This is a genomic window from Sphingobacterium multivorum (assembly GCF_039511225.1).
Lineage (GTDB): Bacteria > Bacteroidota > Bacteroidia > Sphingobacteriales > Sphingobacteriaceae > Sphingobacterium.
This window is the reverse complement of record NZ_CP154261.1, coordinates 2382117-2403124: the sequence shown is the minus strand read 5'-3', so window position 1 is coordinate 2403124 and position 21008 is coordinate 2382117. Positions and strand designations below refer to the sequence as shown.

Sequence of the window (21008 nt, the reverse complement as noted above, 5' to 3'; positions counted from 1 at the left end):
GACTAAAGAATTTTATCCGGGTAGTGAATATTATTTAATGCGGTTTGGTGCATATCCACCCAAATAGCGCTGTTTGACTGCAGTATAAGCCAATTTGGAGAGCTTCGCATGTCGGCATCGGCATCATTATTATAAACGGCCGGAAAATCAGACTCTTTGGCTCGAAGCAAAACGACGATCGTACCTGCCATAAACAAAGGAATATCACCCAAAACAAGATTATAGAATCCATCTTCAAGCAATCCTGGGCTAAATCGCTGTAAACTGTCGTAACTACGCTCCAATTTGCCAATCAATTTTTCCAGTTCATGTGGGTAGTGAACCTCAACATAAGACTCAAACAGCCTCGACCCTTTGTCGTAGGCGCCTGCTTTCATCAGGTTGAGTGCTTCATTTCTATACACCTGCAACCAACGATCTGACCCGAGATCATGATATTCCGCTGCCGCATCTCTACCATCCCGTTTCAGGGCCCAAAGTTTAAGCTGCTCAAGCCGCTCGGTGGTTTCCATTTCATTTTTTCCCATAAGACTACCGCTCCCGTTCCCTAAGCTCTAATTGTAATAGAATATCGCGCTTTTTACCTTCAATTAAAGATAAATTGCCAGCAACAAAAACGCCTTTCTGTCCTGAATTTTTGCTGATACCATATACAGTCGATTCATCATCAGGATCTGACGCCCCTTCGTAGCGAAATAAGTAGTCAATTTTATACTCATCAGCATGAGCCAACAAATCGTCAAATTCGATATTATAGTCTATTGTGTAACCTAAGTTGTTTAACTTTTCCAAGGCAACACTTGCAGAGGAGTATCCATGCATTCTTTCCATAGTTGATTGTTCTAAATCCGATCTAAATTCTAATTTTTATAATTTATTATAAAACGATTGACAAAAGGGTTTTGTTTTCCGCAAGTTGAAATAGTTTATTCAAAATCATATGTCTACTTTTGTGCTACCAAACACGATGAAATATGGCAAATCTAGCAGCACCAGCTTATCAGCATACACCTCAATTGGCATTTCAACGATTACTCGATGTCTTATATACCTTACGGATTGAATGTCCTTGGGATAAGAAACAGACCATGGAAACCCTTCGCCATTTGACGATGGAGGAAATGTATGAATTGACCGATGCCATTTTGGAAAAAGATTATCCCGAAATAAAAAAAGAACTTGGTGACGTCTTGATGCACCTTGTATTCTATGCGCGCATTGCCGAAGAAGAGGGACAGTTCAATATCGTAGACGTACTTAATGCAATCTGTGATAAATTGATTACGCGGCATCCCCACATCTACGGTAACACCAATGCCGATACAGAAGATCAAGTCAAATCCAATTGGGAAACAATCAAGCTCAAAGAAGGCAACACATCTGTTCTTTCCGGTGTCCCGAAAGGTCTGCCGGCATTGGTGAAGGCGTATCGTATTCAAGATAAAGTGCGCGGTGTCGGCTTTGACTGGGAAGATAAGAAACAAGTATGGGAAAAAGTAGAGGAAGAACTGGCCGAATTTAAAGCTGAATTTAATCTAGAGACAGCACTTCCAATGGATCAGGAAAAAGCGGAAGGCGAATTTGGCGACCTCTTATTCTCCTTGATAAATTATGCACGGCATATGGGTATAAACCCCGAAAATGCGCTTGAACGTACCAACAAAAAATTCATTGCACGCTTCACCTATTTGGAACAAAAAGCAGCCGAAAATAAGCAGCAACTGCAGGAAATGAGTTTAGCAGAAATGGACGTTTATTGGAATGAAGCTAAAAAATTGAAAAAATAAAGCAATTCCTATAAAAGGCGGGCAGCGACCGAATTTAATTCGACTTTGTCAAATTTATGCGTAAATTCGCAGCAATATGGAAACAGTTGTTAGCGGTATCAGAAGTACCGGAAAATTACATTTAGGAAATTATTACGGCGCATTGAGCAATTTTGTGAAAATGCAAAACGAATATAATTGCTTTTTTTTCATTGCGGATTTACATTCACTAACGACCCACCCCACTCCTCATGGACTTCAGGGAACGGTTCGCCAAGTTATTGTTGAATATTTAGCAGCAGGAATAGACCCTGAAAAATCGACTATTTACGTTCAATCAGATGTTCCAGAAGTCGCGGAACTCTATCTATACATGAATATGAACGCCTATCTCGGCGAGCTTGAACGCGCTACAGCTTTTAAAGATAAAGTTAGAAGCAATCCCGACAATGTTAACGCTGGTTTATTGACTTATCCGGTTTTGATGGCCTGTGATATCTTGATTCATCATGGTACAAAAGTCCCTGTAGGAAAAGATCAGGAACAACATTTGGAGATGACGCGGACTTTTGGTAATCGCTTCAATCGCTTATATAATGTAGATTATTTTAAAGAGGCATTTGCGTTCTCCTATTCTGACAAATTGGTGAAAGTTCCTGGACTTGCAGGCCAAGGAAAAATGGGTAAATCTAACGGTGAAGCTGATTGTATTTATCTATCGGATAGTGAAACCGTAATTCGTAAAAAGGTGATGCGCGCAGTATCGGATTCAGGCCCGACGGAGATGAACCAGCCTAAACCTGAAGCTATCCAAAATCTTTTTGACTTAATGAAGGTCGTATCTACTGCAGACACATTACAGCATTTTGATGAACTCTATAACAAATGTGAAATTCGTTATGGTGATTTCAAAAAGCAATTGGCCGAAGATATGGTCCTTGCCACCAACGATGTACGCTCCCGTATTGAAGAAATATCAAACGATGATGCATACATTGCTAAAGTTGCAAAAATGGGCGCTGAAAAAGCAAGCGAGTCCGCACGCAAGACCCTGAAAGAAGTTCGTGAGATTATTGGTATTAGAAGATTTTATTAAGCTAGAAATAATATGCACATAGCTATCGTTGGAAATATAGGTGCCGGCAAAACAACATTAACCGAAATGTTGGCCAGTCACTTTAAATTTGAACCTCAGTTTGAAGCTGTAGACAACAACCCTTATCTGGAAGATTTTTATTCGGACATGAAACGCTGGGCTTTCAATCTTCAGATTTTTTTCCTCAACAGTCGCTTTAGACATATTGTAAAATTGCAGGAAACCGGCATTGATATGATTCAGGACCGTACCATTTATGAAGATGCTTATATCTTTGCCGAAAACTTGTATGATATGGGCTTAATGAGCGCACGTGATTTTGAAAACTATAGTAATATTTTTCAAAGCATCATCCACTATATCAAACCGCCGGATTTATTGATATACCTCAAAGCCTCTGTCCCTACCCTGGTGAATAATATCCAAAAAAGGGGCCGTGATTATGAGTCTGCAATTCGTTTGGATTATTTGTCAAAGCTAAACGATAAATACGATAAATGGATCAATAATTACAAAGACGGTAAGGTCATGATTCTCGACAAAGACAATCTGGATTTTACCACAAACCCAGAGGACCTCGGAAATATCATTCAAAAGATCGAAGCCGAATTATTTGGATTGTTCGAATAATTACGATATCAAAAAGCCTGTAAGTCAATTGATTTTACAGGCTTTTTAATAAACGCGCATTTCCTCAGCCAATGATAAAAAATAAAAAATGAAATTTTTAGGTATTATTCCTGCCCGATATGCATCGAGCAGATTCCCTGGAAAACCGCTAATCGACATCGAAGGAAAAACGATGATCCAGCGTGTCTATGAACAGGTCAAAAAATCAACAAAATTAAACGAGGTTGTTGTTGCTACTGACGACCAACGCATCGCACAGACTGTACGCTCCTTTGGTGGCGAAGTCGTCATGACCGCAGCGCATCATCAATCGGGAACAGATCGTTGCGCCGAAGTCATAACGAATATAGGAGGCTATGATGTTGCCATCAATATACAGGGTGACGAACCCTTTATCGACCCCGCACAAATTGATCTTTTAGCAAATTGTTTTGAAGATACCACTACGCAGATTGCGACCTTGGTCAAGGAAATTACAGCAGAAGAGGAGCTATTTAATGTAAACATACCCAAAGTTGTCCGAAACACCAAAGGAGAAGCCATCTACTTCAGTCGGCAAACCATTCCTTTTTTAAGAGCCGTGGAAAAAGACCAATGGTTACACAGACAAACATTCTATAAACATATTGGAATATATGCCTACCAGGTAGATACATTAAAAGCCCTGACACAACTTCCTATTTCTATGCTAGAAGAAGCAGAGGCATTGGAACAGCTACGCTGGTTAGAAAACGGTTACGCCATTCAAACGGCAATTACAACGCATGAAACTGTCGCCGTGGATACAAAAGAAGACCTCGCTAAAATATTAAGACTATTTTTCAATAAATAGTAAAGCTTACCGGTGTTCGGTATAGTATAACGACCGGACACCTTCCAATAGAACCTGCTTATCCGAATCACTTAATTTGATCATCTGCTCTTTTGCTCTGATCAATTCATCCAATTGCAATTTGGTACTCACACCAACAAGTGCTGTTGCTACTGCTGCATTAGAAAGCACATAAGAAAGAGCAACAATCATATTGTCTTTTCCGATACGTTTGGAAAGATTTGCCAAGTTTCTCACGATATGGGCCACCTCTCCCGAACTATATTGGAGAAAAGGTTCAATAGGTTTGTTAATGAGAACACCTTTGGCTAATACGCCGCGTACGACGATACTTACACCCCGTTCTTCCAATAAGCTACTGATTTCTTCTTCAGGTCTTCTATCCAATAAGCTGTATTGCATCATAACTGAGGCCATATCAGATTTGGATAAAAATGCCTTAATAACATTTGGGCGAATTGATGAAAGACCGTAAGCACGGATTTTCCCTTGTTTTTTCAACAACTCAAACGCTTCAACAATCTCCTCTATCGGATCTTCTATCGTACCACCATGTAACTGATAGAGGTCGATGTAGTCCGTTTTTAGACGTGACAACGAACCTTCCACAGCCTTGATAATATAGTCCTTCGATGCTTTCCAATCCCAACCTGATCCATCTGCACGCCAAAGGTTACCAACTTTCGACGCCAACACAATTTGTTTGCGAAAGCTTTGCACACCTTCCCCAACGATCATCTCATTTAGCCCCTTATCGTAGAGGTCAGCGGTATCGAAGAAAGTGATCCCTTTGTCGTAAGCTTTTTGGATAATATCTTTCGATTGTTTGGACTGATTGCTTTTTAGCGACATACAGCCCAAACCTATTTCCGAAACGATTAAGCTTGTATTACCTAATTTACGTTGTTCCATCTGCGCCAATATCAAGCAATTCTACCTCAAACACCAATGTGCTGTTTGCCGGAATTTCACCTGTTGCCCGTTCGCCATACGCTAATCTACTTGGTATGAAAAATTTATACTTTGCACCCTTAGACATTAACGGGATTCCAATCTGCCAACCTTTGATCACCTGACCCAAGGATAGTTTCAATGGCTCCTTACGGTCATATGAGCTATCAAATTGCTTTCCATTCAATAAGGTACCTTTATAATGCACTGTTACCTCATCGTCACTTTTCGGTTTTGGCCCTTCGGTTTGACTTAGAACAAGATATTGAATTCCCTCAGCTGTAGATTTCATCCCAGGAACCTTTGCATTTTCGGCAAAAAATTTATCTTCTTCAGCACGGCTAGCAGCCTCTTTTTTAGCACGAACGTCCATGATTGCCTGTTGGATAACAGCTCTTCCTTGCCCCTCTTCCAATAGAGACTTCTCCCCTTTCAGAACATCCGAAATTGCTTTTGCAATGACATCTGACTTCAAATAATCGATCTCAATAGACTTTAGGGAATTTCCGATATCGGCACCAAATGCATAAGACACAGAATCGGCCTTCGTTTTAAGTTGATTTGTTGCACTTGGTTTAGTTGCGACGACCTTCTTCTTTGCCGTCGTGTTCGTTTTTTTTTGTTGAGCAAATCCTGTGACTGTCGTCAAGGATAATAGGGCTAATGCGATATACTTCATGTGTGTTTAACGGTGCTTCTGCACGATTTCATTTATAATTTCTTGCGTGATATTAGGGTAATCAACGTCAACCCTAGATTTACTGTTGAGCCAGGCTTCTATCGCCAGCATGTTCTTCTGTTTTAAACTCGAAATTACAGGCACTCCCATCTCTTCCAATGACGCTGCATTCAAATGCTGCTCATACTGGTTTTTCATTGGGATAACTAACAGTTTCTTTTTCAAATATAACGCTTCTGCCGGTGTTTCAAAACCCGCCCCACATAAAACTCCAGAAGAAGATGCCATACTATCAATAAAAGATTGGTTATTGATCGGTCTTATCGTTACATTTTTCATGTCAAATGCCTTTGAATTGTGTTTACTAAAGACATCCCATTTCACGTCCGGAAACTTCATCAAATGCTTTAAAAGATGCGCATCGTCATATGCGGGGAGGTAAACCGTGTAATGTCCCTGATCGGTGACATTTAATTCACGAACAGCATTGCGGATAACCGGTGGATAAATGTTCTTGCCGTACCGCTTGAAATGGAAACCATAGGAATGGGTAGACGGAGCATAATTTTTCATGATAAATTTGCCCAACATGTCACTATCTTCTGGCTTAGGGCTCGATGGATCTAAGGCAGCGATCTGATGGCTCAAGCCAATGCATTCTAAATCTTTTGAATGACAAGCCCAGGCAGAGATCGGTTCAAAATCATTGATCACCAAATCATAGTTTTCGATGGGTAAGCTCTTAATTTCATTCGTAAATTTGCGGATCGTCGAACTCATAAAAGTTTTCCACAGGTCTACCCCGCCGGATTTACCAAAGATAAAACTCAGCCCGTGATAACGGTATTTCACTTCAAAAGGTAATGATAGATCCGCTTGAATTCCACTAACCAAAACATCGACTTCCCCTAACTCCCTCAGACAGGGGACAATATCCATTGCACGGCTCAGATGTCCGTTTCCTGTCCCTTGTACGGCATACAATATTTTCATAATGACTGCATTTTGTGTCGGCAAATTAATCAATTTTAACGAGTATCAATATTATTTTATTGTTTAGTTATGTTAAGAAAATATAAATTAACATCAATAAAAAATGCAGTTAATCCATTTTTAATTTTCCTTTATGTATATTTAATATCAACAATTAATTAATAGCCAGTTTGATACCCCATGAAGTCTCTATTTTATCAGATGCTTTGCATAATCGCCATGCTAATTTTAACATCGTGGGGATTTTTTGCGCATAAAAAAATTAATCATTATGCCGTTTTCGCCCTACCAGCAAAGTTGGCAAAATTTTATAAATCCAATATCGACCTTATTACCGAAAAAGCGGTCGATCCAGACAAACGTTGCTTCACAGATAGCGCTGAAGGCCCGAGGCATTTTATCGATATGGAGGACTACCTTAACGAAAGTACAATTGATACCATACCCCTACATTGGTCACAAGCCAAAGAAAGATTTCAAGAAAGTCAATTGTTAAAAAATGGTATAGTACCCTGGCAAATCAACCTTACCTATCAAAAGCTTGTTAAGGCCTTTCAAGCAAAAGATTATAAACGGATCATCAAACACTCAGCAGAACTGGGCCATTATATTGCAGACGCCCATGTTCCATTGCATACGACTAAAAATTACAATGGACAGCTCACCAATCAACTAGGCATACATGCATTCTGGGAAAGCCGCTTACCGGAAATGTTTTCCGAAAAATACAACCTTCGCGTCGGAAAAGCGAGCTATATCAAAGATCCTCTACAAGAAGCCTGGGTTATTGTTTACGAAAGTAATCGCCTTGTGGATTCTGTCTTAACGATTGAAGCTGGTCTCGATCGTCAATTTAAGGCATCTCAAAAAAAATCATTTATTGAACGAAACAATCAACTGGTATGGACCTACTCTGATAATTATGCCAGAGCCTATCATGAAGCCATGAACGGTATGGTAGAAAGGAGAATGCAAAAAACCATCTTACGTGTTGCCTCCTATTGGTATTCCGCCTGGCTCGAATCTGGCCAACCCGATTTGACCAACATCGAAAAAATAAAAAGCACCAACAAGCAAGATCACATCGATATAACAGGGAAAAAGCGTATCGGTCGAGAAGAATGGATATAAGAAGGTTATAGAACACCACCCGGACTACCAATATTATTCGCGCCGGACTATTTGTTTTTTAATCTGCTAAGCTACTTTTGCAGCGTAAAATCTAGGAAAACATGTTGAATAAGAATATTACGTTAACAAAACTTGCACTAGTACTGAGTATTGGAGCCGCGACTGCGCAGATTAAAGACACAACCGCTTTGGGTGAAGTCATCATTAATCAAAATCGCTTACAGATCCCTTTTTCAAAACAAAGCAAGAACATCCAAATATTGACGCAGGAAGATATACAGAGACTACCAAATCGATCAATCAACGAATTGCTTAGCAATATCCCAGGAGTTGATATTCGCCAACGTGGACCATTCGGTTCGCAGGCAGATATAAGTATCGACGGAGGCTCTTTTGAACAGACGGCGATCCTACTCAATGGTGTTAAAATCACCGATCCACAGAGTGCCCATCACAATATGAACCTTCCGGTTCCGCTGGAGGCCATCGAGCGTATCGAAATCATTCGAGGACCAGCATCCAGAATTTTCGGCATTAATGCGCTAACTGGCGCCATTAACATCGTGACAAAAAAAATGGAATCGAATCAGATTAGCGCCCAAGTGTATGGTGGTTCTTCATTCAAAGATAATGAGCAGACAAGTGCAGGCAAGTATTATGGTAAAGGTGTTCAGCTTGGCTCACAGTTCTTAACCAAGCAAACAAGCCACGGTTTATATTTTGGCCACGAAGATTCGAATGGACAACGCTATAATACAGCCTCTAACAATAATAAACTCTATTATGACGGGACATATCAACCGAATACAGCCAATATGATAAAAGCCAATGTTGGCTATATCAACAATCAATTTGGAGCCAATGGTTACTATGCTGCACCGAATGACAAGGAAGCTTATGAACAGGTTAAGACAGCTTTCGCTTCCCTGCAGTCCAAGCATCAATTAACACAGGCATTTTCCATCAGTCCACGCATCAGTAACCGCTACAACGAAGATGAATATTGGTATTTAGGCAGAGAAACAACCAAAGGTAGGTCCAAACATTACAGCAACGTCTTTGGAGCTGAAATCAATGCCACATTGGAGCAAAGTTATGGTACATTTGGCTTAGGATTAGAAAGTCGATTTGAACGCATCAATAGCACCAGTATTGGCGACCATAACCGGGAGAATTACGGTGGCTACCTTGAATTCAAAACAGAGGCGATCGAAAAACTGATGATCAACTCAGGTGCCTATATCAATTATAACTCAAAATTTGGCTGGCAGGTATTTCCGGGGCTAGATCTAGGATATGATATCACCGAACATTGGAAGATTGTAGTCAACGCAGGTTCTAGCCAACGTATCCCTTCCTTCACGGATCTTTACACCAATCAGACAGCCAACGTCGGAAACCCCACACTGAGCTCTGAAAATGCCTATCAGATCGAAGGTGGTATAAAATACTTATCCAATCGAGTTATTGCACAAGCGGGCTATTTCCATCGAAGAATAAACGATTTTATCGACTGGCAAAAAGAGGATGCCAATACCGGAAGCGGAACGGTCGTTCCATGGAAACCGATTAATATTGGAAAAAACAAAATTGATGGATTCAATGCTTCATTCCGATATAATATCAATGATCCCAGCGCCACAACACGATACTTTACAACGCTAAGTTATAATTATCTCAATCCAAGCATAACACTAGCAGATGGGATACTATCCAAATATGCTATTGAGAGCCTAAGGCATCAAGTTATTGCCAACTTTACCATAAACTACAAGAATTGGATGTTCACTTCTGCCAACCGCTTTAATGAGCGTATCAGTTACAAATCTTATTTCATTGCTGACGTAAGAGGATCGTACCAATTCCAAGACTTAAATATCTTTGCCGATGTACAAAATATATTTGACAAGAGTTATATAGAAGCTGCGGCCGTTCCAATGCCTGGTCGTTGGTTTAGTGTGGGGGCAAAATATAAACTAAACTATTAAACCCGAGCAAATGGTGAAATCAATAGTCTTCCGATTTCGCTATTCTCGAAAAAAAAGTTCCAAATGGAATGACCATTTGGAACTTTTCATTGTGTCCTTGCTAAAAAGCCACGTAAGGTACGCCCTATTTAAGAAAATCGGTCAATAGCTTACTATTTCTTAGGAAGAACAGATAGAATTCCTCCAATGAGATGTTTTTGGAATTCAGGTTCGTCATAGGACTCATCGGTATGTCCAAGGCCGGTATAGAATACTTTTCCCCCGTCGTAGCTTTGGGTCCAGGAAATTGGATGTTGATCACCCATTTTTCCATTCTGGTAGCTTTTTTCATCCAGATTCATCAAAACATGCAGACCACCCTTTACATCCTTGAAGTTATACCACTCATCCTTGTGCCACCAGATCGGATCGAGGTGCTTGGTAGCTGGATGTTTTCTATCCAGTACATCAATTTTGGCTTTTTGTACTGCAGGATGAGACGCAAAATATGCCCCTACAAGACCATTATACCAGGGCCAATCAAACTCAGTGTCCGTCGCAGCATGGATACCCACAAATCCTTTTCCCGATTGTATATACCGCACAAATGCTTCCTGTTGCGCACTATCGAGAATATCGCCGGTTGTGCTCAGAAAGATAACGGCGTCATATTTGTTCAATCCCTGATCGGTAAACAGAGCTGCATCCTCCGAATGATCAGATTTTATCTTTTCTTTATCAAGCAATTGCTTAAGTACCTGCGCACCCTTTTCGATGCTTCCGTGTCTAAACCCTTTTGTCTTGCTAAAGATCAATACTTGCCTTTGTGCCTGAACAGCAGCTGATATCCCCAACAGGAGAAACAGAAAAACGAAGATTCTATTCATGATATAAATGGTTATTATGATGATTAAAGTTTAGGTTTACTATTTTACGAAACGAAATCGCGATAAAAATAGCTGTAAAGAAAAGCCGTGCATTCTCCCGATACACGGCTTTTCTGTTTTATTATGGTGCGATTAGCTCACGGTAAAAATCAAGGCTTTCAATAATATCTTCCTCAGAAACGTAGATATCATATTGACAACTGCCAATTTGGTCAAGCAATGCAAAACCGATCTGATTGGACAAGTTTTTCTTATCATTTCGCATCAAATCCAACAAGGCTGTATCAATGGATGAATCAAATGTATAATCTTTAAAGTATTTTCTGAAGGTTTGGATCAAATCGTTTAATTCATCCAAAGGCAGACCATTCAATTTATGTGATAGATACCCCTCACAAATCATTCCCGCTGCAATAGCTTCTCCATGTAATAAAGGTGAAGCATCATTCAACAAAGAGTATCCCTCAATAGCATGACCAATTGTATGACCAAAGTTTAATATTTTACGTAGTCCTTTTTCTTTCGGATCCTCAAGGATAACACGGTTTTTGATCGAAACAGAATGCTTGACCAAAGAATTGTCGATTTGATCGATCTCCAATGTTTTCACTCGCTCGTAGTAATCCCGATCGAAGATCAGTCCATGTTTGATTACTTCAGCAAAACCTGAGATTAACTGACGCTGATCTAAGGTTTTCAAAAACTGGCTCGAAATAAATACTGCTTGAGGTTGTGCAAAAGTTCCAATAATATTTTTCACACTGCCCATATCAATACCGGTCTTACCTCCTACCGATGCATCTACCTGGGAAAGTAAAGTCGTCGGAATTTGAATAAAATCCATCCCTCTTTTGAAAGTTGACGCTGCAAATCCCCCCATATCGGTGACTACCCCACCACCCAGGTTGATCATCAACGAATGCCTATCCGCTCCGAAATCGAGCATATTATGCCATACGCCAATACAGAAATCAATATTTTTATTTTCCTCGCCAGGATCTACTTCTATCACATCATAATTCGCCAAATTGGGTAAGGCCTGCTGAAATAAGGGTAAACAATTATCCAAGGTGTTGGTATCCACCAAGACGATGATCTTTGAGTAACTGCGCTCAGCTAAAAACGCCTCCAAAGAGGCCAACGTATCATCAAAATATACCTGATAGCCCAAACTTTCTATGACTTCCATTCTACGATTCTTTAAGGTTTAAGTTTTCTATTTACCAATATTGTTTAATATTACACCAATTTTATTTGCATCCCATCAAATTCAACAACATCTCCTGGTCGCAATTTGAGCCTTTTCCGGTAATCGACCTGCCCATTATACTTTACATACCCTTCCGCTACAACCCACTGAGCCATAGCACCATGCTCCACCCAATTTAAAGCTTTAAGTAACTGTATGAGCTGGATATATTCGCCCTCGATTTTAAATTCTTGCATTTCACAAAAATAGTGGTTTCACTGAGGAATACAAGAATTATCATCGTTTTAATGCTTAGTAAATTGCTACATTTGCCTTATTGCAAATAAAGATTATGATTGAGAATTCTGAGCCCAAGACATTATCCTTTGATAATACAGAGATTGCTTTTAAAAGTAAAAGCGATAAGGATTTGGAAAGAGCGTATTGGTTATTCAAAATAATAGCGAATAACTTCTTGACAAAAGTAGGTCCGTCAATGACCAACTTTGCACTGAACATCGGATTACCTATCCAGGGTATCATCCGTAAAACAATCTTCAAGCATTTTTGTGGCGGAGAGACCATCGAAGGTTGCGAAAATGCGATCAACGAATTGGGAGAGAATGGTGTAGGGACAATATTGGATTATTCCGTTGAAGGAGAAGAAACGGAAAGTGCATTTGACGCTTGCTGCAACGAGGTATTGCGCACCGTAGTCGCGGCCAGTAAAAACAAATACATTCCATTTTCAGTATTTAAACCAACTGGATTAGGCCGATTTGAACTGTTTGAAAAAGTCAATGCAAAGGAAGCCTTGACAGAAAGTGAACAGGCAGAATACCAACGGATGTTGGATCGTACCGATCGCATCTGTAAAGCTTGTCATGCAGCTGGTGTAAAAGTTTTAGTAGATGCTGAACATTCATGGATCCAAGATGCAATTGACGATATCGCTCGTGAAATGATGGAAAAATACAATATGGAAAAACCAATTGTATATAATACTTATCAATTGTACCGTAGTGATAAGTTGGCATCTTTGAAAGCTGACTTTGAATACGCCAAAGTTAGGGGATTTCACATGGGTGCTAAGATCGTTCGTGGTGCCTATATGGAGATCGAACGTGCTCGCGCTGCGCAAAAAGGTTATTCCGATCCCATCCAGCCAAATAAAGAAGCTTCCGATAGAGATTATAATGAAGCTATTGAATTTATCTTGGATCATCTGGACAACTTTGGATTAATGGCGGGTACACACAATGAGGACAGTAGCATGCTACTTGCAAAGGAAATTGACAGACGTGGTATCGACCGATCAATCGACCGTATTTACTTTGCACAATTATTGGGTATGTCTGATAACCTGAGCTTCAATTTAGCTGCACATGGCTACAATGTTGCCAAATACATGCCTTACGGACCGGTGAAAGCAGTGATGCCATACCTTTTCCGTAGAGCACAGGAAAATACTTCAGTCGCAGGAGCGACAGGTCGGGAGCTCGGGCTTTTGATCAAAGAAAAACAAAGAAGAAAAGCTAGTCGATAACGACTAGCTTTTTTTGTAATTGGCGCGCATCAAGTCCATCTACTCAAGGAACTATGCTCAAATGGTCTCCAAGCTCCCCCTACTTTTGAAAAGCACAAAAGCACTTTACCTATCACTCGCCTCCCCTTCGCACTTTTGAAACAAGCTAATTACAAAATCATTCCATATTCTTGAAACAATTATTTATGTTTGCAAACTTTTCCCTTAAAACAAAGTTCATACTGGAAGGGTGCTCCCGCGGAGCTTAAAAGAATATGATTTGAAATGGAAGAAAAACTTAGATTATTTGATCTTGCACGTCAACAGATGGGCAAATACCCCAATCTTGATATGTTTGCGCACAAAGTGGACGGCAAGTGGAATTATATCAAAACAGCAGATTTTCTTGAACAAGTAGACAACCTCTCCAAAGGGCTGATTGAACTTGGCGTGAAACCCAGCGAGAAAGTTGGTCTCATTGCCGGCAGTAGCATGGAATGGCATATGATTGACTTTGCAATCCAGCAAATTGGTGCAGTCGTGGTGGCCATCTATCCAAATATTACCGATACAGACTATCAATATATTTTTAATGATGCCGAAATCAGGGTCTGTATCGTCAGTAACAAAAGCTTGTACGATCGCCTGATGAATCTAACCGATTCAATCTATACATTGAAGTATCTTTTTTGTATCGCCGAACAGGAAGGAACACGCAGCTGGAAAGAACTTAATGATATAGGCTCCAATTGCTCCCCAGAAAAACTAGCAGCGCTCCGCGATCAGATCAAACCTGAAGATCTCGCTACCCTGATCTACACTTCTGGAACCACGGGCAAACCAAAAGGCGTCATGCTGTCACACAATAATATATTTTCCAATGTATTAGGTGCAGCAGAAATTACGCCCTGTAAGGCTTACGACCGCGGATTGACCTTCCTGCCACCCTGCCACGCCTACGAACGCATGGTTTTATATACCTATATGTATCTCGGCTTTACGGTCTATATCGCAGAATCTTTTGATAAAATAGGTGATAATCTGAAGGAAGTAAAACCTCATATCATGACCGTTGTCCCCCGTATTCTTGAAAAAGTCTACGAGAAAATCATGAAAACAGGCCACGATCTCACTGGTTTCAAACGAAAAGTTTTTGATTGGGCTGTCTCAGTCGCAGAAGAATATGATCCAAATCCTGAGAAAAGAAGCCTATCCTATAATCTCAAACTAAAGCTTGCCAAGAAACTTGTCCTTAACAAATGGTATGAGGCTTTGGGTGGCGAATTGCTTACCGTTGCCTCTGGATCAGCCTCTCTTCACAGCAAGTTAACACGTGCCTTCTTAGCTGCAGGAATTCCATTATATGAGGGTTACGGCATGACCGAAGCCTCACCACTCATTTCAGTCAATCATTATATCAAAGGTATTCGCATTGGCACTGTTGGACTTCCTGTACGTTTTGTTGAAATAAAACTCGCCGAAGACGGAGAGATATTGGTAAAAGGTCCCAACGTCATGATGGGCTATTATAAGAATAAGGCAGAGACGGATAAAACCATCATTGATGGATGGTTGCACACCGGAGATATCGGGAAGTGGGAAGATGAAAAATTCTTAAAAATCATTGACCGAAAAAAAGAGATGTTCAAAATTTCGGGTGGAAAGTACGTTATACCACAACCTATCGAAACCAAGCTCGTTGAATCTAAGTTTATAGAACAGGCAATGGTAATCGGTGACGGGATGAAATTTGCCTCTGCCTTTATTGTACCAAACTATGCCCATTTGTTGGATTGGGCCAGAACAGATGCTCCTGAACTTGCTACCATGGCAAAGGATGATTTTCTGACTGACCCGACTATAGTAAAAAAAGTCAATCAGGAGGTGCGCCGTGCAAACCAGCATTTTGGTAACTGGGAGCAGATCAAGAAACCAATTATTTTAACCGACGAATTTACAATTGAAAATGGAGAGTTAACACCAACCTTAAAAATGAAACGGAAGGTCATTCTCGAACATCATCAAGAAGAGTTCAATAACCTCTATCAAATGGAGATGGATTAAGGATCAACTGATCAAAATTTTGACATAGCACGCTATATTTATACAAGTAAAACATGAAATTATTAAAGGATAGAATCCTTCATGACGGTAAAAGTCTCGCAGGAGGCATACTTAAAGTAGACAACTTCATCAATCATCAAATGGACCCCGTATTGATGAAATCTATTGCAGTGGAATTTGTCCGCCGTTTTGCAGACCTCCCGATCAATAAAATCATTACAATTGAAGCAAGCGGAATAGCCCCAGCGATTATGCTTGGCTACCTTTTAGAACTCCCGGTTGTATTTGTAAAAAAAGCAAAACCCACGACCATGGCCGATATGTATGTGAGCCAGGTACATTCGTTTACCAAGAATAGAACCTACGACATCTGTGTCAGTAAAGAATTTCTTGCACCCGGCGACAATGTTCTTTTTATAGACGATTTTTTGGCCAATGGAAATGCTGCTTTTGGCATGCTCGATTTGGTCCAGCAATCAGGTGCGTCGTTATCAGGCATGGGGTTTATTATAGAGAAGTCCTTCCAAGAAGGGGGAAAAAGATTAAGAGAATTGCCTGATTTAAGAATCGAATCGCTAGCGCGGATAAAGTCGCTTGAAGTGAATAAGGTCAGTTTCGAAGAAGACTAGCAAAAAGAAAAGCCTCATCTCCCTAAAGATTGAGGCTTTTTTATTCAAACAACAAGATAAATTCTTTCTAGTCCCAACGGTAGTCATTGTAAAATCTTCAGGATGTCTGCTAATTGCAACATCTTTTACAATCCGGATATTGGCTGCTCCCAAGTTGACATTCAACATAAACGAAGGCACGTTTGATGAAAAATTCCAACGGCCATTGCGCATATACACGTAACCTCCTCTGTAAGGGTCATAGAATGTTTTGTAATCTCTAAAGTATACATGGTGTCTACTATCGTAACGATGTGCACTTGCCCAGGCTGGTGCTCCATGACGGTATCCTTTTCGGTATGACTTAGCTACTTCTTTATGATATTTACGGTCTTCTTTTTCGCGTTTTTCTAAATATTTTCGATATTCCTTATCCCTTTTCTCTTCATATTTTCTACGCTCTTTGTCCTGTTTCCATTCACGTTCATGTCCCCGATACTGAGCGGAAGATTGTTGTGGAGCCACTAATACAAGTCCTCCTATTGCCAACGCGAAGTATATCATCTTTCTCATAACAGTATAATTTAAATTTAAAAATTAATTTCACTCCGCCTGTGTTTCATTCTTTTTTACAAGCGTTTCTATGGGTATGACTTCAATGTTTGAACAAAGGTTTAATCGGTCAAGATGAATTTAATTTGTGCCGCAATATATAGAATCCATTATTCCAATTTAACGTATCTTTGTACCATGTCAAATACGGGATATATCACTGAAGATACCATTGTTGCATTAGCGACATCTTCTGGAACAAATGGAGCTATCGCTGTCATACGCGTTTCGGGTCAGAATGCCATAAAAATTACAAACGAAATATTTAAAGGAAAGAACCTGCTTCAACAAGCATCGCATACTATCCATTTTGGAACCATACGGGATGGCGAAGAGATTATAGATGAAGTACTTGTTTCTTTATTTGTAGCCCCGAACTCCTACACGAGAGAAAATTCGGTGGAAATATCAACGCACAACTCCAAATATATTATCGAGCGCGTTGTAAATTTACTGATCAAAAAAGGAGCACGTGCTGCTCGTCCGGGAGAATTTACCCTACGTGCATTTCTCAATGGTGGCATGGATCTATCACAAGCAGAAGCAGTTGCCGATTTAATTGCATCCAATTCTGCAGCTTCACATCAAGTGGCGATGCAACAAATGCGGGGCGGTTTCTCCAATCAGCTTAAATCCCTTCGTGAAGATCTCATTCACTTTGCTTCACTAATTGAATTAGAGCTTGATTTTTCGGAAGAAGATGTGGAATTTGCGAACAGGGATCAGCTAAAAAATCTAATCAACAAAATACAGGTCATTGTTCAAAAATTAATACAATCTTTTGAACAAGGTAACGTCCTTAAAAATGGTGTGCCTGTTGTCATTGCGGGGAAACCGAATGTTGGAAAATCAACCCTATTGAATGCTTTCTTAAATGAAGAACGTGCCATTGTTTCCGATATTGCAGGGACTACGCGTGATACTATTGAAGATGAAATTAATATTCATGGCGTCACATTCCGATTTATTGACACTGCAGGTATACGTGAGACGGCAGATGTTATTGAAGCAAAAGGAGTTGAGCGTACCCGTGAAAAGATGAAACAGGCACGATTGATCATTTACCTTTTCGATCCTACCCAGGACAAAGTTGAAGAAGTACAAGCTCAATTACCAGAAATCGAGCGACTACAAATTCCGTTTGTCACCATTATCAATAAATCAGATTTGCTTTCTGAGGCGCAAAAAGACGTTTACAATGTCCTTAATCCGCTCTACATTTCAGCAAAAGAGCAAATTGGCGTCGAGGAATTGAAAGACGAATTGATCAATCGTGTACAATTAGGAAATTTAAATACAGATGATGTTATGGTCACCAACATCCGTCACGTGGAAGCGCTACAAAAAACAGCAGATTCACTGGAACGCGTAATATATGGTATTGACAATCCGGTCACTTCTGATTTCCTAGCAATGGATATCCGCCAAGCGCTATATCATCTTGGTGAAATCACAGGAAGTGTTTCGACAGACGATTTATTGGATAATATCTTCTCGAAATTCTGTATCGGCAAGTAGATCATAGCCTTAATGATCGCGTGATACAACAAAGAGCAAGGTCCGACCATGGTCGGACCTTGCTCTTATTAGTGAAAAAAAACATACAAATCCAGCGCAGAGCAGAGCCAAGAACTAATTGGCTTCAAGTTGAATATCACCCGAAATTAGTCCTTCGCTTTTTGCCCTTACCTGTATTTTGCCTTTGTTTTTGCTCGTGACAATCGCCAATGCCTTACCATGAAAAGCATTGCGGGAAGCAGATTGGAAGCTCGTCAGATCCGTCGTATTGCCATTGTCTGTCGCCACAATTTTTGCACCATCTCCCTCCACCTCAAATTCGATTTTATCGTCTGCATAAGGAACGATCGTGCCAAACTCGTCCACGATATAAGCATGTACAAAGGAAAGTTCTTTCTTTGCCGAATTGAAATTCACATTTTCTGCAAACAATTGTATACGATGCGCTTTCGCTGCGGTACGGATCGTTTTACTTAGCAGTTTCTTGCCACCTTGAAACGATATTACTTCAATCTCCCCTGGTTTGAATTCAACAGCTTTAAATACAAGGTCGTACCGATCTGGGTCTTTGGACTGCTCCCTTATCCTTTTACCGTTCAGATAAAGCTCCACCCGGTCAGCCTGATTAAAATATACCACGATATCTACCCGATCACCTTGCTTCCAATTCCAATGAGGCAATACATGTAAGACCGGCTTTTCTGTCCAGACGCTTTGATACAGATAGTAGACATCTTTCGGAAATCCAGCTAGATCCACAATACCAAAGTACGAACTTCGTGCCGGCCAGGTGTAGGGTGTTGGTTCGCCGAGATAATCAAATCCTGTCCATACATACATGCCCGCAATATGGTCGTACTTTTCCATCAACCTCAAGCTTGTCTGATGATTTGATCCCCAAGGTGTAAATACATTGTCGTAAGCCGATATGTTCCTGTCTTTGTTCCCGCCAGAAAAGGGAATATCCCATCGTTCTGGCCACATGCGACTAGAATCATATGGCACCAAATCATACGTTCCGCGGCTTTCCAATGCCGAAGTACTTTCCGTTACGATAAACTTCTTTTCAGGATGATCTTGTGGGAAGCTTGCCCATTTCTTATGGTTATAGTTGTAGCCAATCAAATCTACCGCCGAACTCATCAGCACCGGATTGGCTTTGGAGAGCTCATTATTGGCAATGGTGGTCGGACGTGTGCCATCCAGACTATCGACGATTGCTGCCAGCGCAATCGGAATCGCTGCACCATCAGCTTTGGAATGCCATTGCTCCTGCGCTTCATTGCCCAGGCACCATATAAACAGCGACGGATGATTCCGGTCCCTTTTGATATGGTCAACAAAGTCCCGCTTGTACCATTCGTCCCAATATAAATGATAGTCATAGGGATTTTTACGCCCTTTCCAGACATCGAAGGTTTCACTCATCACAACAAAACCCAAGCTATCGCAGAGGTCCAAAAACGCTGGCGCCGCAGGATTGTGTGATGTCCGTATTCCATTCACCCCCATTTCTTTCATGATGCGAAGCTGACGTAATGCTGCAGATCGGTTGAATGCCATGCCCAAAGCGCCGAGATCACTATGTAAACAGACCCCACGGATTTTAAGCGGCCTCCCATTGAGCATAAAGCCCTGTTGCTGATCGAAGCTAAAATTACGTAAGCCAAATTTCGTAAGCTGTTCATCTACAACCCGACCATCAACAATAAGTTTAATCTTTGCTGTATATTGATAGGGATTTTCGATACCCCATAAGATGGGATTTTCGAGGACTATCTGCTGATCGAGGGGATGCAGACCTGCCTTGAGGGCGTTCAACGTAGTACGTTTACTCGCTAGAACAGCACCTTGAGCTGAAAGCACCTCTGTCAACAACATCATGTTTTTAGATGCCTTAGGGCTATGCTCAATTTCGAGGGTGAGATCCACGACAGCACGTTTCTCGCTGAGTTGCCCAGCCCTTATGAAGGTACTGTTGCTACCTATGGCGACGGGATTTCGGCTGATTAATTTAACATCACGATAGATACCCGAACCCGAATAGAAACGCGAATTGGGCTGATTCTTATTGTTTACTTTTACTGAAAGCAGGTTGTCCCTACCATCCCAGTATAAATAAGGGGAAAGCTCATATTCGAATCCGATATAACCATTGGGTCTTTTTCCCAAGAAATGCCCATTGATCCAGACTTCACTGTTTTCGTATACACCTTCGAATGCAATAAATATCCGTTGCCCTTGCTCAGCCTGAGCCAACTTAAACGTTTTTTGATACCAGCCTACGCCACCATCGAGGTAAGCAGCCCCGCTACCTGCAGGGCTGTTTTCTCTAAATGGCATTTCGATACTCCAGTCATGTGGTAGATCGAGCTTTCGCCAGCCCTCTCCGTTTCGTCCATTGCTATATTGCTGGATGCTGTCCAGTTTAAACCACCAGCCCCCATTAAAATCAATAACCTTTCCGGACTGTCCACTTACGGAGCCCGCGGTCGCAAATAAGAGGAAGAGCAGGATCATTATTCGGCTATACCCAGTATCAACTAATTGCTTCAGCATA

At 40.8% G+C, this 21008-nt stretch carries 20 protein-coding genes; 10 read left to right on the top strand and 10 right to left on the bottom strand.

Annotated features, from left to right (window positions below; all coding sequences use genetic code 11):
- Positions 1-2: 2 nt before the first annotated feature.
- Positions 3-527: a hypothetical protein gene (locus tag AAH582_RS09705; protein WP_343321960.1), complete on the bottom strand. Its 525-nt coding sequence runs from the start codon at positions 525-527 to the stop codon at positions 3-5.
- Positions 528-531: 4 nt separating this feature from the next.
- Positions 532-831 (bottom strand): hypothetical protein, encoded by a 300-nt coding sequence (locus tag AAH582_RS09700; RefSeq protein WP_046675905.1) that lies wholly within the window; start codon positions 829-831, stop codon positions 532-534.
- Positions 832-974: 143 nt separating this feature from the next.
- Here AAH582_RS09700 and mazG point away from each other — a divergent pair, with 143 nt between their 5' ends.
- The 4 genes from mazG to kdsB all read left to right on the top strand — a co-directional run bounded on the left by mazG (position 975) and on the right by kdsB (position 4324).
- Positions 975-1787 carry a nucleoside triphosphate pyrophosphohydrolase gene (mazG, locus tag AAH582_RS09695; protein ID WP_046675904.1) on the top strand — a complete coding sequence of 271 codons (813 nt, stop codon included), beginning with the start codon at positions 975-977 and terminating at the stop codon, positions 1785-1787.
- Between the two features lie 76 nt (positions 1788-1863).
- Positions 1864-2862, top strand: a complete 999-nt coding sequence (gene trpS / locus AAH582_RS09690) for a tryptophan--tRNA ligase (protein WP_046675903.1) — start codon at positions 1864-1866, stop codon at positions 2860-2862.
- Between the two features lie 12 nt (positions 2863-2874).
- The gene (locus AAH582_RS09685; RefSeq protein WP_046675902.1) at positions 2875-3492 is read left to right on the top strand and encodes a deoxynucleoside kinase; all 618 of its coding nucleotides are present in this window, start codon (positions 2875-2877) and stop codon (positions 3490-3492) included.
- An 88-nt stretch (positions 3493-3580) separates the two neighbouring features.
- Entirely contained in the window at positions 3581-4324 is a 744-nt protein-coding gene (gene kdsB, locus AAH582_RS09680) for a 3-deoxy-manno-octulosonate cytidylyltransferase (RefSeq protein ID WP_343321959.1), read from the top strand.
- Positions 4325-4330: 6 nt separating this feature from the next.
- On the opposite strand, the gene AAH582_RS09675 is transcribed toward kdsB, so the two are convergent.
- The 3 genes from AAH582_RS09675 to AAH582_RS09665 are packed head-to-tail and all read right to left on the bottom strand — an operon-like array spanning position 4331 to position 6947.
- Positions 4331-5236, bottom strand: a complete 906-nt coding sequence (locus AAH582_RS09675; protein WP_046675900.1) for an aldo/keto reductase — start codon at positions 5234-5236, stop codon at positions 4331-4333.
- A complete protein-coding gene (locus AAH582_RS09670) occupies positions 5223-5954 on the bottom strand; it encodes an FKBP-type peptidyl-prolyl cis-trans isomerase (protein WP_343321958.1) in 732 nt (243 codons plus the stop codon). Before AAH582_RS09670 ends, AAH582_RS09675 begins: the two co-directional genes overlap by 14 nt.
- A gap of 6 nt (positions 5955-5960) precedes the next feature.
- On the bottom strand, positions 5961-6947 hold the full coding sequence (locus AAH582_RS09665; protein WP_046675898.1) for a glycosyltransferase family protein: 987 nt from the start codon (positions 6945-6947) through the stop codon (positions 5961-5963).
- 219 nt (positions 6948-7166) lie between these two features.
- Here AAH582_RS09665 and AAH582_RS09660 point away from each other — a divergent pair, with 219 nt between their 5' ends.
- Both AAH582_RS09660 and AAH582_RS09655 read left to right on the top strand, forming a co-directional pair.
- Positions 7167-8078 (top strand): zinc dependent phospholipase C family protein, encoded by a 912-nt coding sequence (locus tag AAH582_RS09660; RefSeq protein WP_343321957.1) that lies wholly within the window; start codon positions 7167-7169, stop codon positions 8076-8078.
- Positions 8079-8179: 101 nt separating this feature from the next.
- Positions 8180-10066: a TonB-dependent receptor plug domain-containing protein gene (locus AAH582_RS09655; protein ID WP_046675896.1), complete on the top strand. Its 1887-nt coding sequence runs from the start codon at positions 8180-8182 to the stop codon at positions 10064-10066.
- A 152-nt stretch (positions 10067-10218) separates the two neighbouring features.
- On the opposite strand, the gene AAH582_RS09650 is transcribed toward AAH582_RS09655, so the two are convergent.
- The 3 genes from AAH582_RS09650 to AAH582_RS09640 form a co-directional block, all read right to left on the bottom strand.
- The gene (locus AAH582_RS09650; protein WP_046675895.1) at positions 10219-10932 is read right to left on the bottom strand and encodes a ThuA domain-containing protein; all 714 of its coding nucleotides are present in this window, start codon (positions 10930-10932) and stop codon (positions 10219-10221) included.
- 121 nt (positions 10933-11053) lie between these two features.
- On the bottom strand, positions 11054-12121 hold the full coding sequence (gene aroB, locus AAH582_RS09645; RefSeq protein ID WP_343321956.1) for a 3-dehydroquinate synthase: 1068 nt from the start codon (positions 12119-12121) through the stop codon (positions 11054-11056).
- A gap of 50 nt (positions 12122-12171) precedes the next feature.
- Positions 12172-12378, bottom strand: coding sequence for an RNA-binding S4 domain-containing protein (locus AAH582_RS09640; RefSeq protein WP_070568728.1), 207 nt, complete (start codon positions 12376-12378; stop codon positions 12172-12174).
- 95 nt (positions 12379-12473) lie between these two features.
- Here AAH582_RS09640 and AAH582_RS09635 point away from each other — a divergent pair, with 95 nt between their 5' ends.
- The 3 genes from AAH582_RS09635 (at position 12474) to xpt (ending at position 16339) form a co-directional block, all read left to right on the top strand.
- Positions 12474-13667, top strand: coding sequence for a proline dehydrogenase family protein (locus AAH582_RS09635; protein ID WP_046675892.1), 1194 nt, complete (start codon positions 12474-12476; stop codon positions 13665-13667).
- Positions 13668-13931: 264 nt separating this feature from the next.
- Positions 13932-15710, top strand: a complete 1779-nt coding sequence (locus AAH582_RS09630; protein ID WP_343321955.1) for an AMP-dependent synthetase/ligase — start codon at positions 13932-13934, stop codon at positions 15708-15710.
- A 53-nt stretch (positions 15711-15763) separates the two neighbouring features.
- Positions 15764-16339, top strand: coding sequence for a xanthine phosphoribosyltransferase (gene xpt, locus AAH582_RS09625; RefSeq protein WP_046675890.1), 576 nt, complete (start codon positions 15764-15766; stop codon positions 16337-16339).
- On the opposite strand, the gene AAH582_RS09620 is transcribed toward xpt, so the two are convergent.
- Positions 16286-16891, bottom strand: coding sequence for a hypothetical protein (locus AAH582_RS09620; RefSeq protein ID WP_343321954.1), 606 nt, complete (start codon positions 16889-16891; stop codon positions 16286-16288). The genes xpt and AAH582_RS09620 overlap by 54 nt on opposite strands.
- Positions 16892-17068: 177 nt before the next feature.
- Between AAH582_RS09620 and mnmE the strand changes: the two genes are divergently transcribed.
- The gene (gene mnmE / locus AAH582_RS09615) at positions 17069-18448 is read left to right on the top strand and encodes a tRNA uridine-5-carboxymethylaminomethyl(34) synthesis GTPase MnmE (protein WP_046675888.1); all 1380 of its coding nucleotides are present in this window, start codon (positions 17069-17071) and stop codon (positions 18446-18448) included.
- Between the two features lie 114 nt (positions 18449-18562).
- Here mnmE and AAH582_RS09610 read toward each other — a convergent pair whose 3' ends face one another.
- Positions 18563-21007: a glycoside hydrolase family 2 TIM barrel-domain containing protein gene (locus tag AAH582_RS09610; RefSeq protein ID WP_343321953.1), complete on the bottom strand. Its 2445-nt coding sequence runs from the start codon at positions 21005-21007 to the stop codon at positions 18563-18565.
- Between the last annotated feature and the right edge of the window lies 1 nt (position 21008).

What these genes read in the sequence shown, in the direction of transcription:
- AAH582_RS09705 (WP_343321960.1), bottom strand. Translation starts at nt 527, where the DNA reads ATGGGAAAAAATGAAATGGAAACCACCGAGCGGCTTGAGCAGCTTAAA.
- AAH582_RS09700 (WP_046675905.1), bottom strand. Translation starts at nt 831, where the DNA reads ATGGAAAGAATGCATGGATACTCCTCTGCAAGTGTTGCCTTGGAAAAG.
- mazG (WP_046675904.1), top strand. Translation starts at nt 975, where the DNA reads ATGGCAAATCTAGCAGCACCAGCTTATCAGCATACACCTCAATTGGCA.
- trpS (WP_046675903.1), top strand. Translation starts at nt 1,864, where the DNA reads ATGGAAACAGTTGTTAGCGGTATCAGAAGTACCGGAAAATTACATTTA.
- AAH582_RS09685 (WP_046675902.1), top strand. Translation starts at nt 2,875, where the DNA reads ATGCACATAGCTATCGTTGGAAATATAGGTGCCGGCAAAACAACATTA.
- kdsB (WP_343321959.1), top strand. Translation starts at nt 3,581, where the DNA reads ATGAAATTTTTAGGTATTATTCCTGCCCGATATGCATCGAGCAGATTC.
- AAH582_RS09675 (WP_046675900.1), bottom strand. Translation starts at nt 5,236, where the DNA reads ATGGAACAACGTAAATTAGGTAATACAAGCTTAATCGTTTCGGAAATA.
- AAH582_RS09670 (WP_343321958.1), bottom strand. Translation starts at nt 5,954, where the DNA reads ATGAAGTATATCGCATTAGCCCTATTATCCTTGACGACAGTCACAGGA.
- AAH582_RS09665 (WP_046675898.1), bottom strand. Translation starts at nt 6,947, where the DNA reads ATGAAAATATTGTATGCCGTACAAGGGACAGGAAACGGACATCTGAGC.
- AAH582_RS09660 (WP_343321957.1), top strand. Translation starts at nt 7,167, where the DNA reads ATGCTAATTTTAACATCGTGGGGATTTTTTGCGCATAAAAAAATTAAT.
- AAH582_RS09655 (WP_046675896.1), top strand. Translation starts at nt 8,180, where the DNA reads ATGTTGAATAAGAATATTACGTTAACAAAACTTGCACTAGTACTGAGT.
- AAH582_RS09650 (WP_046675895.1), bottom strand. Translation starts at nt 10,932, where the DNA reads ATGAATAGAATCTTCGTTTTTCTGTTTCTCCTGTTGGGGATATCAGCT.
- aroB (WP_343321956.1), bottom strand. Translation starts at nt 12,121, where the DNA reads ATGGAAGTCATAGAAAGTTTGGGCTATCAGGTATATTTTGATGATACG.
- AAH582_RS09640 (WP_070568728.1), bottom strand. Translation starts at nt 12,378, where the DNA reads ATGCAAGAATTTAAAATCGAGGGCGAATATATCCAGCTCATACAGTTA.
- AAH582_RS09635 (WP_046675892.1), top strand. Translation starts at nt 12,474, where the DNA reads ATGATTGAGAATTCTGAGCCCAAGACATTATCCTTTGATAATACAGAG.
- AAH582_RS09630 (WP_343321955.1), top strand. Translation starts at nt 13,932, where the DNA reads ATGGAAGAAAAACTTAGATTATTTGATCTTGCACGTCAACAGATGGGC.
- xpt (WP_046675890.1), top strand. Translation starts at nt 15,764, where the DNA reads ATGAAATTATTAAAGGATAGAATCCTTCATGACGGTAAAAGTCTCGCA.
- AAH582_RS09620 (WP_343321954.1), bottom strand. Translation starts at nt 16,891, where the DNA reads ATGAGAAAGATGATATACTTCGCGTTGGCAATAGGAGGACTTGTATTA.
- mnmE (WP_046675888.1), top strand. Translation starts at nt 17,069, where the DNA reads ATGTCAAATACGGGATATATCACTGAAGATACCATTGTTGCATTAGCG.
- AAH582_RS09610 (WP_343321953.1), bottom strand. Translation starts at nt 21,007, where the DNA reads ATGCTGAAGCAATTAGTTGATACTGGGTATAGCCGAATAATGATCCTG.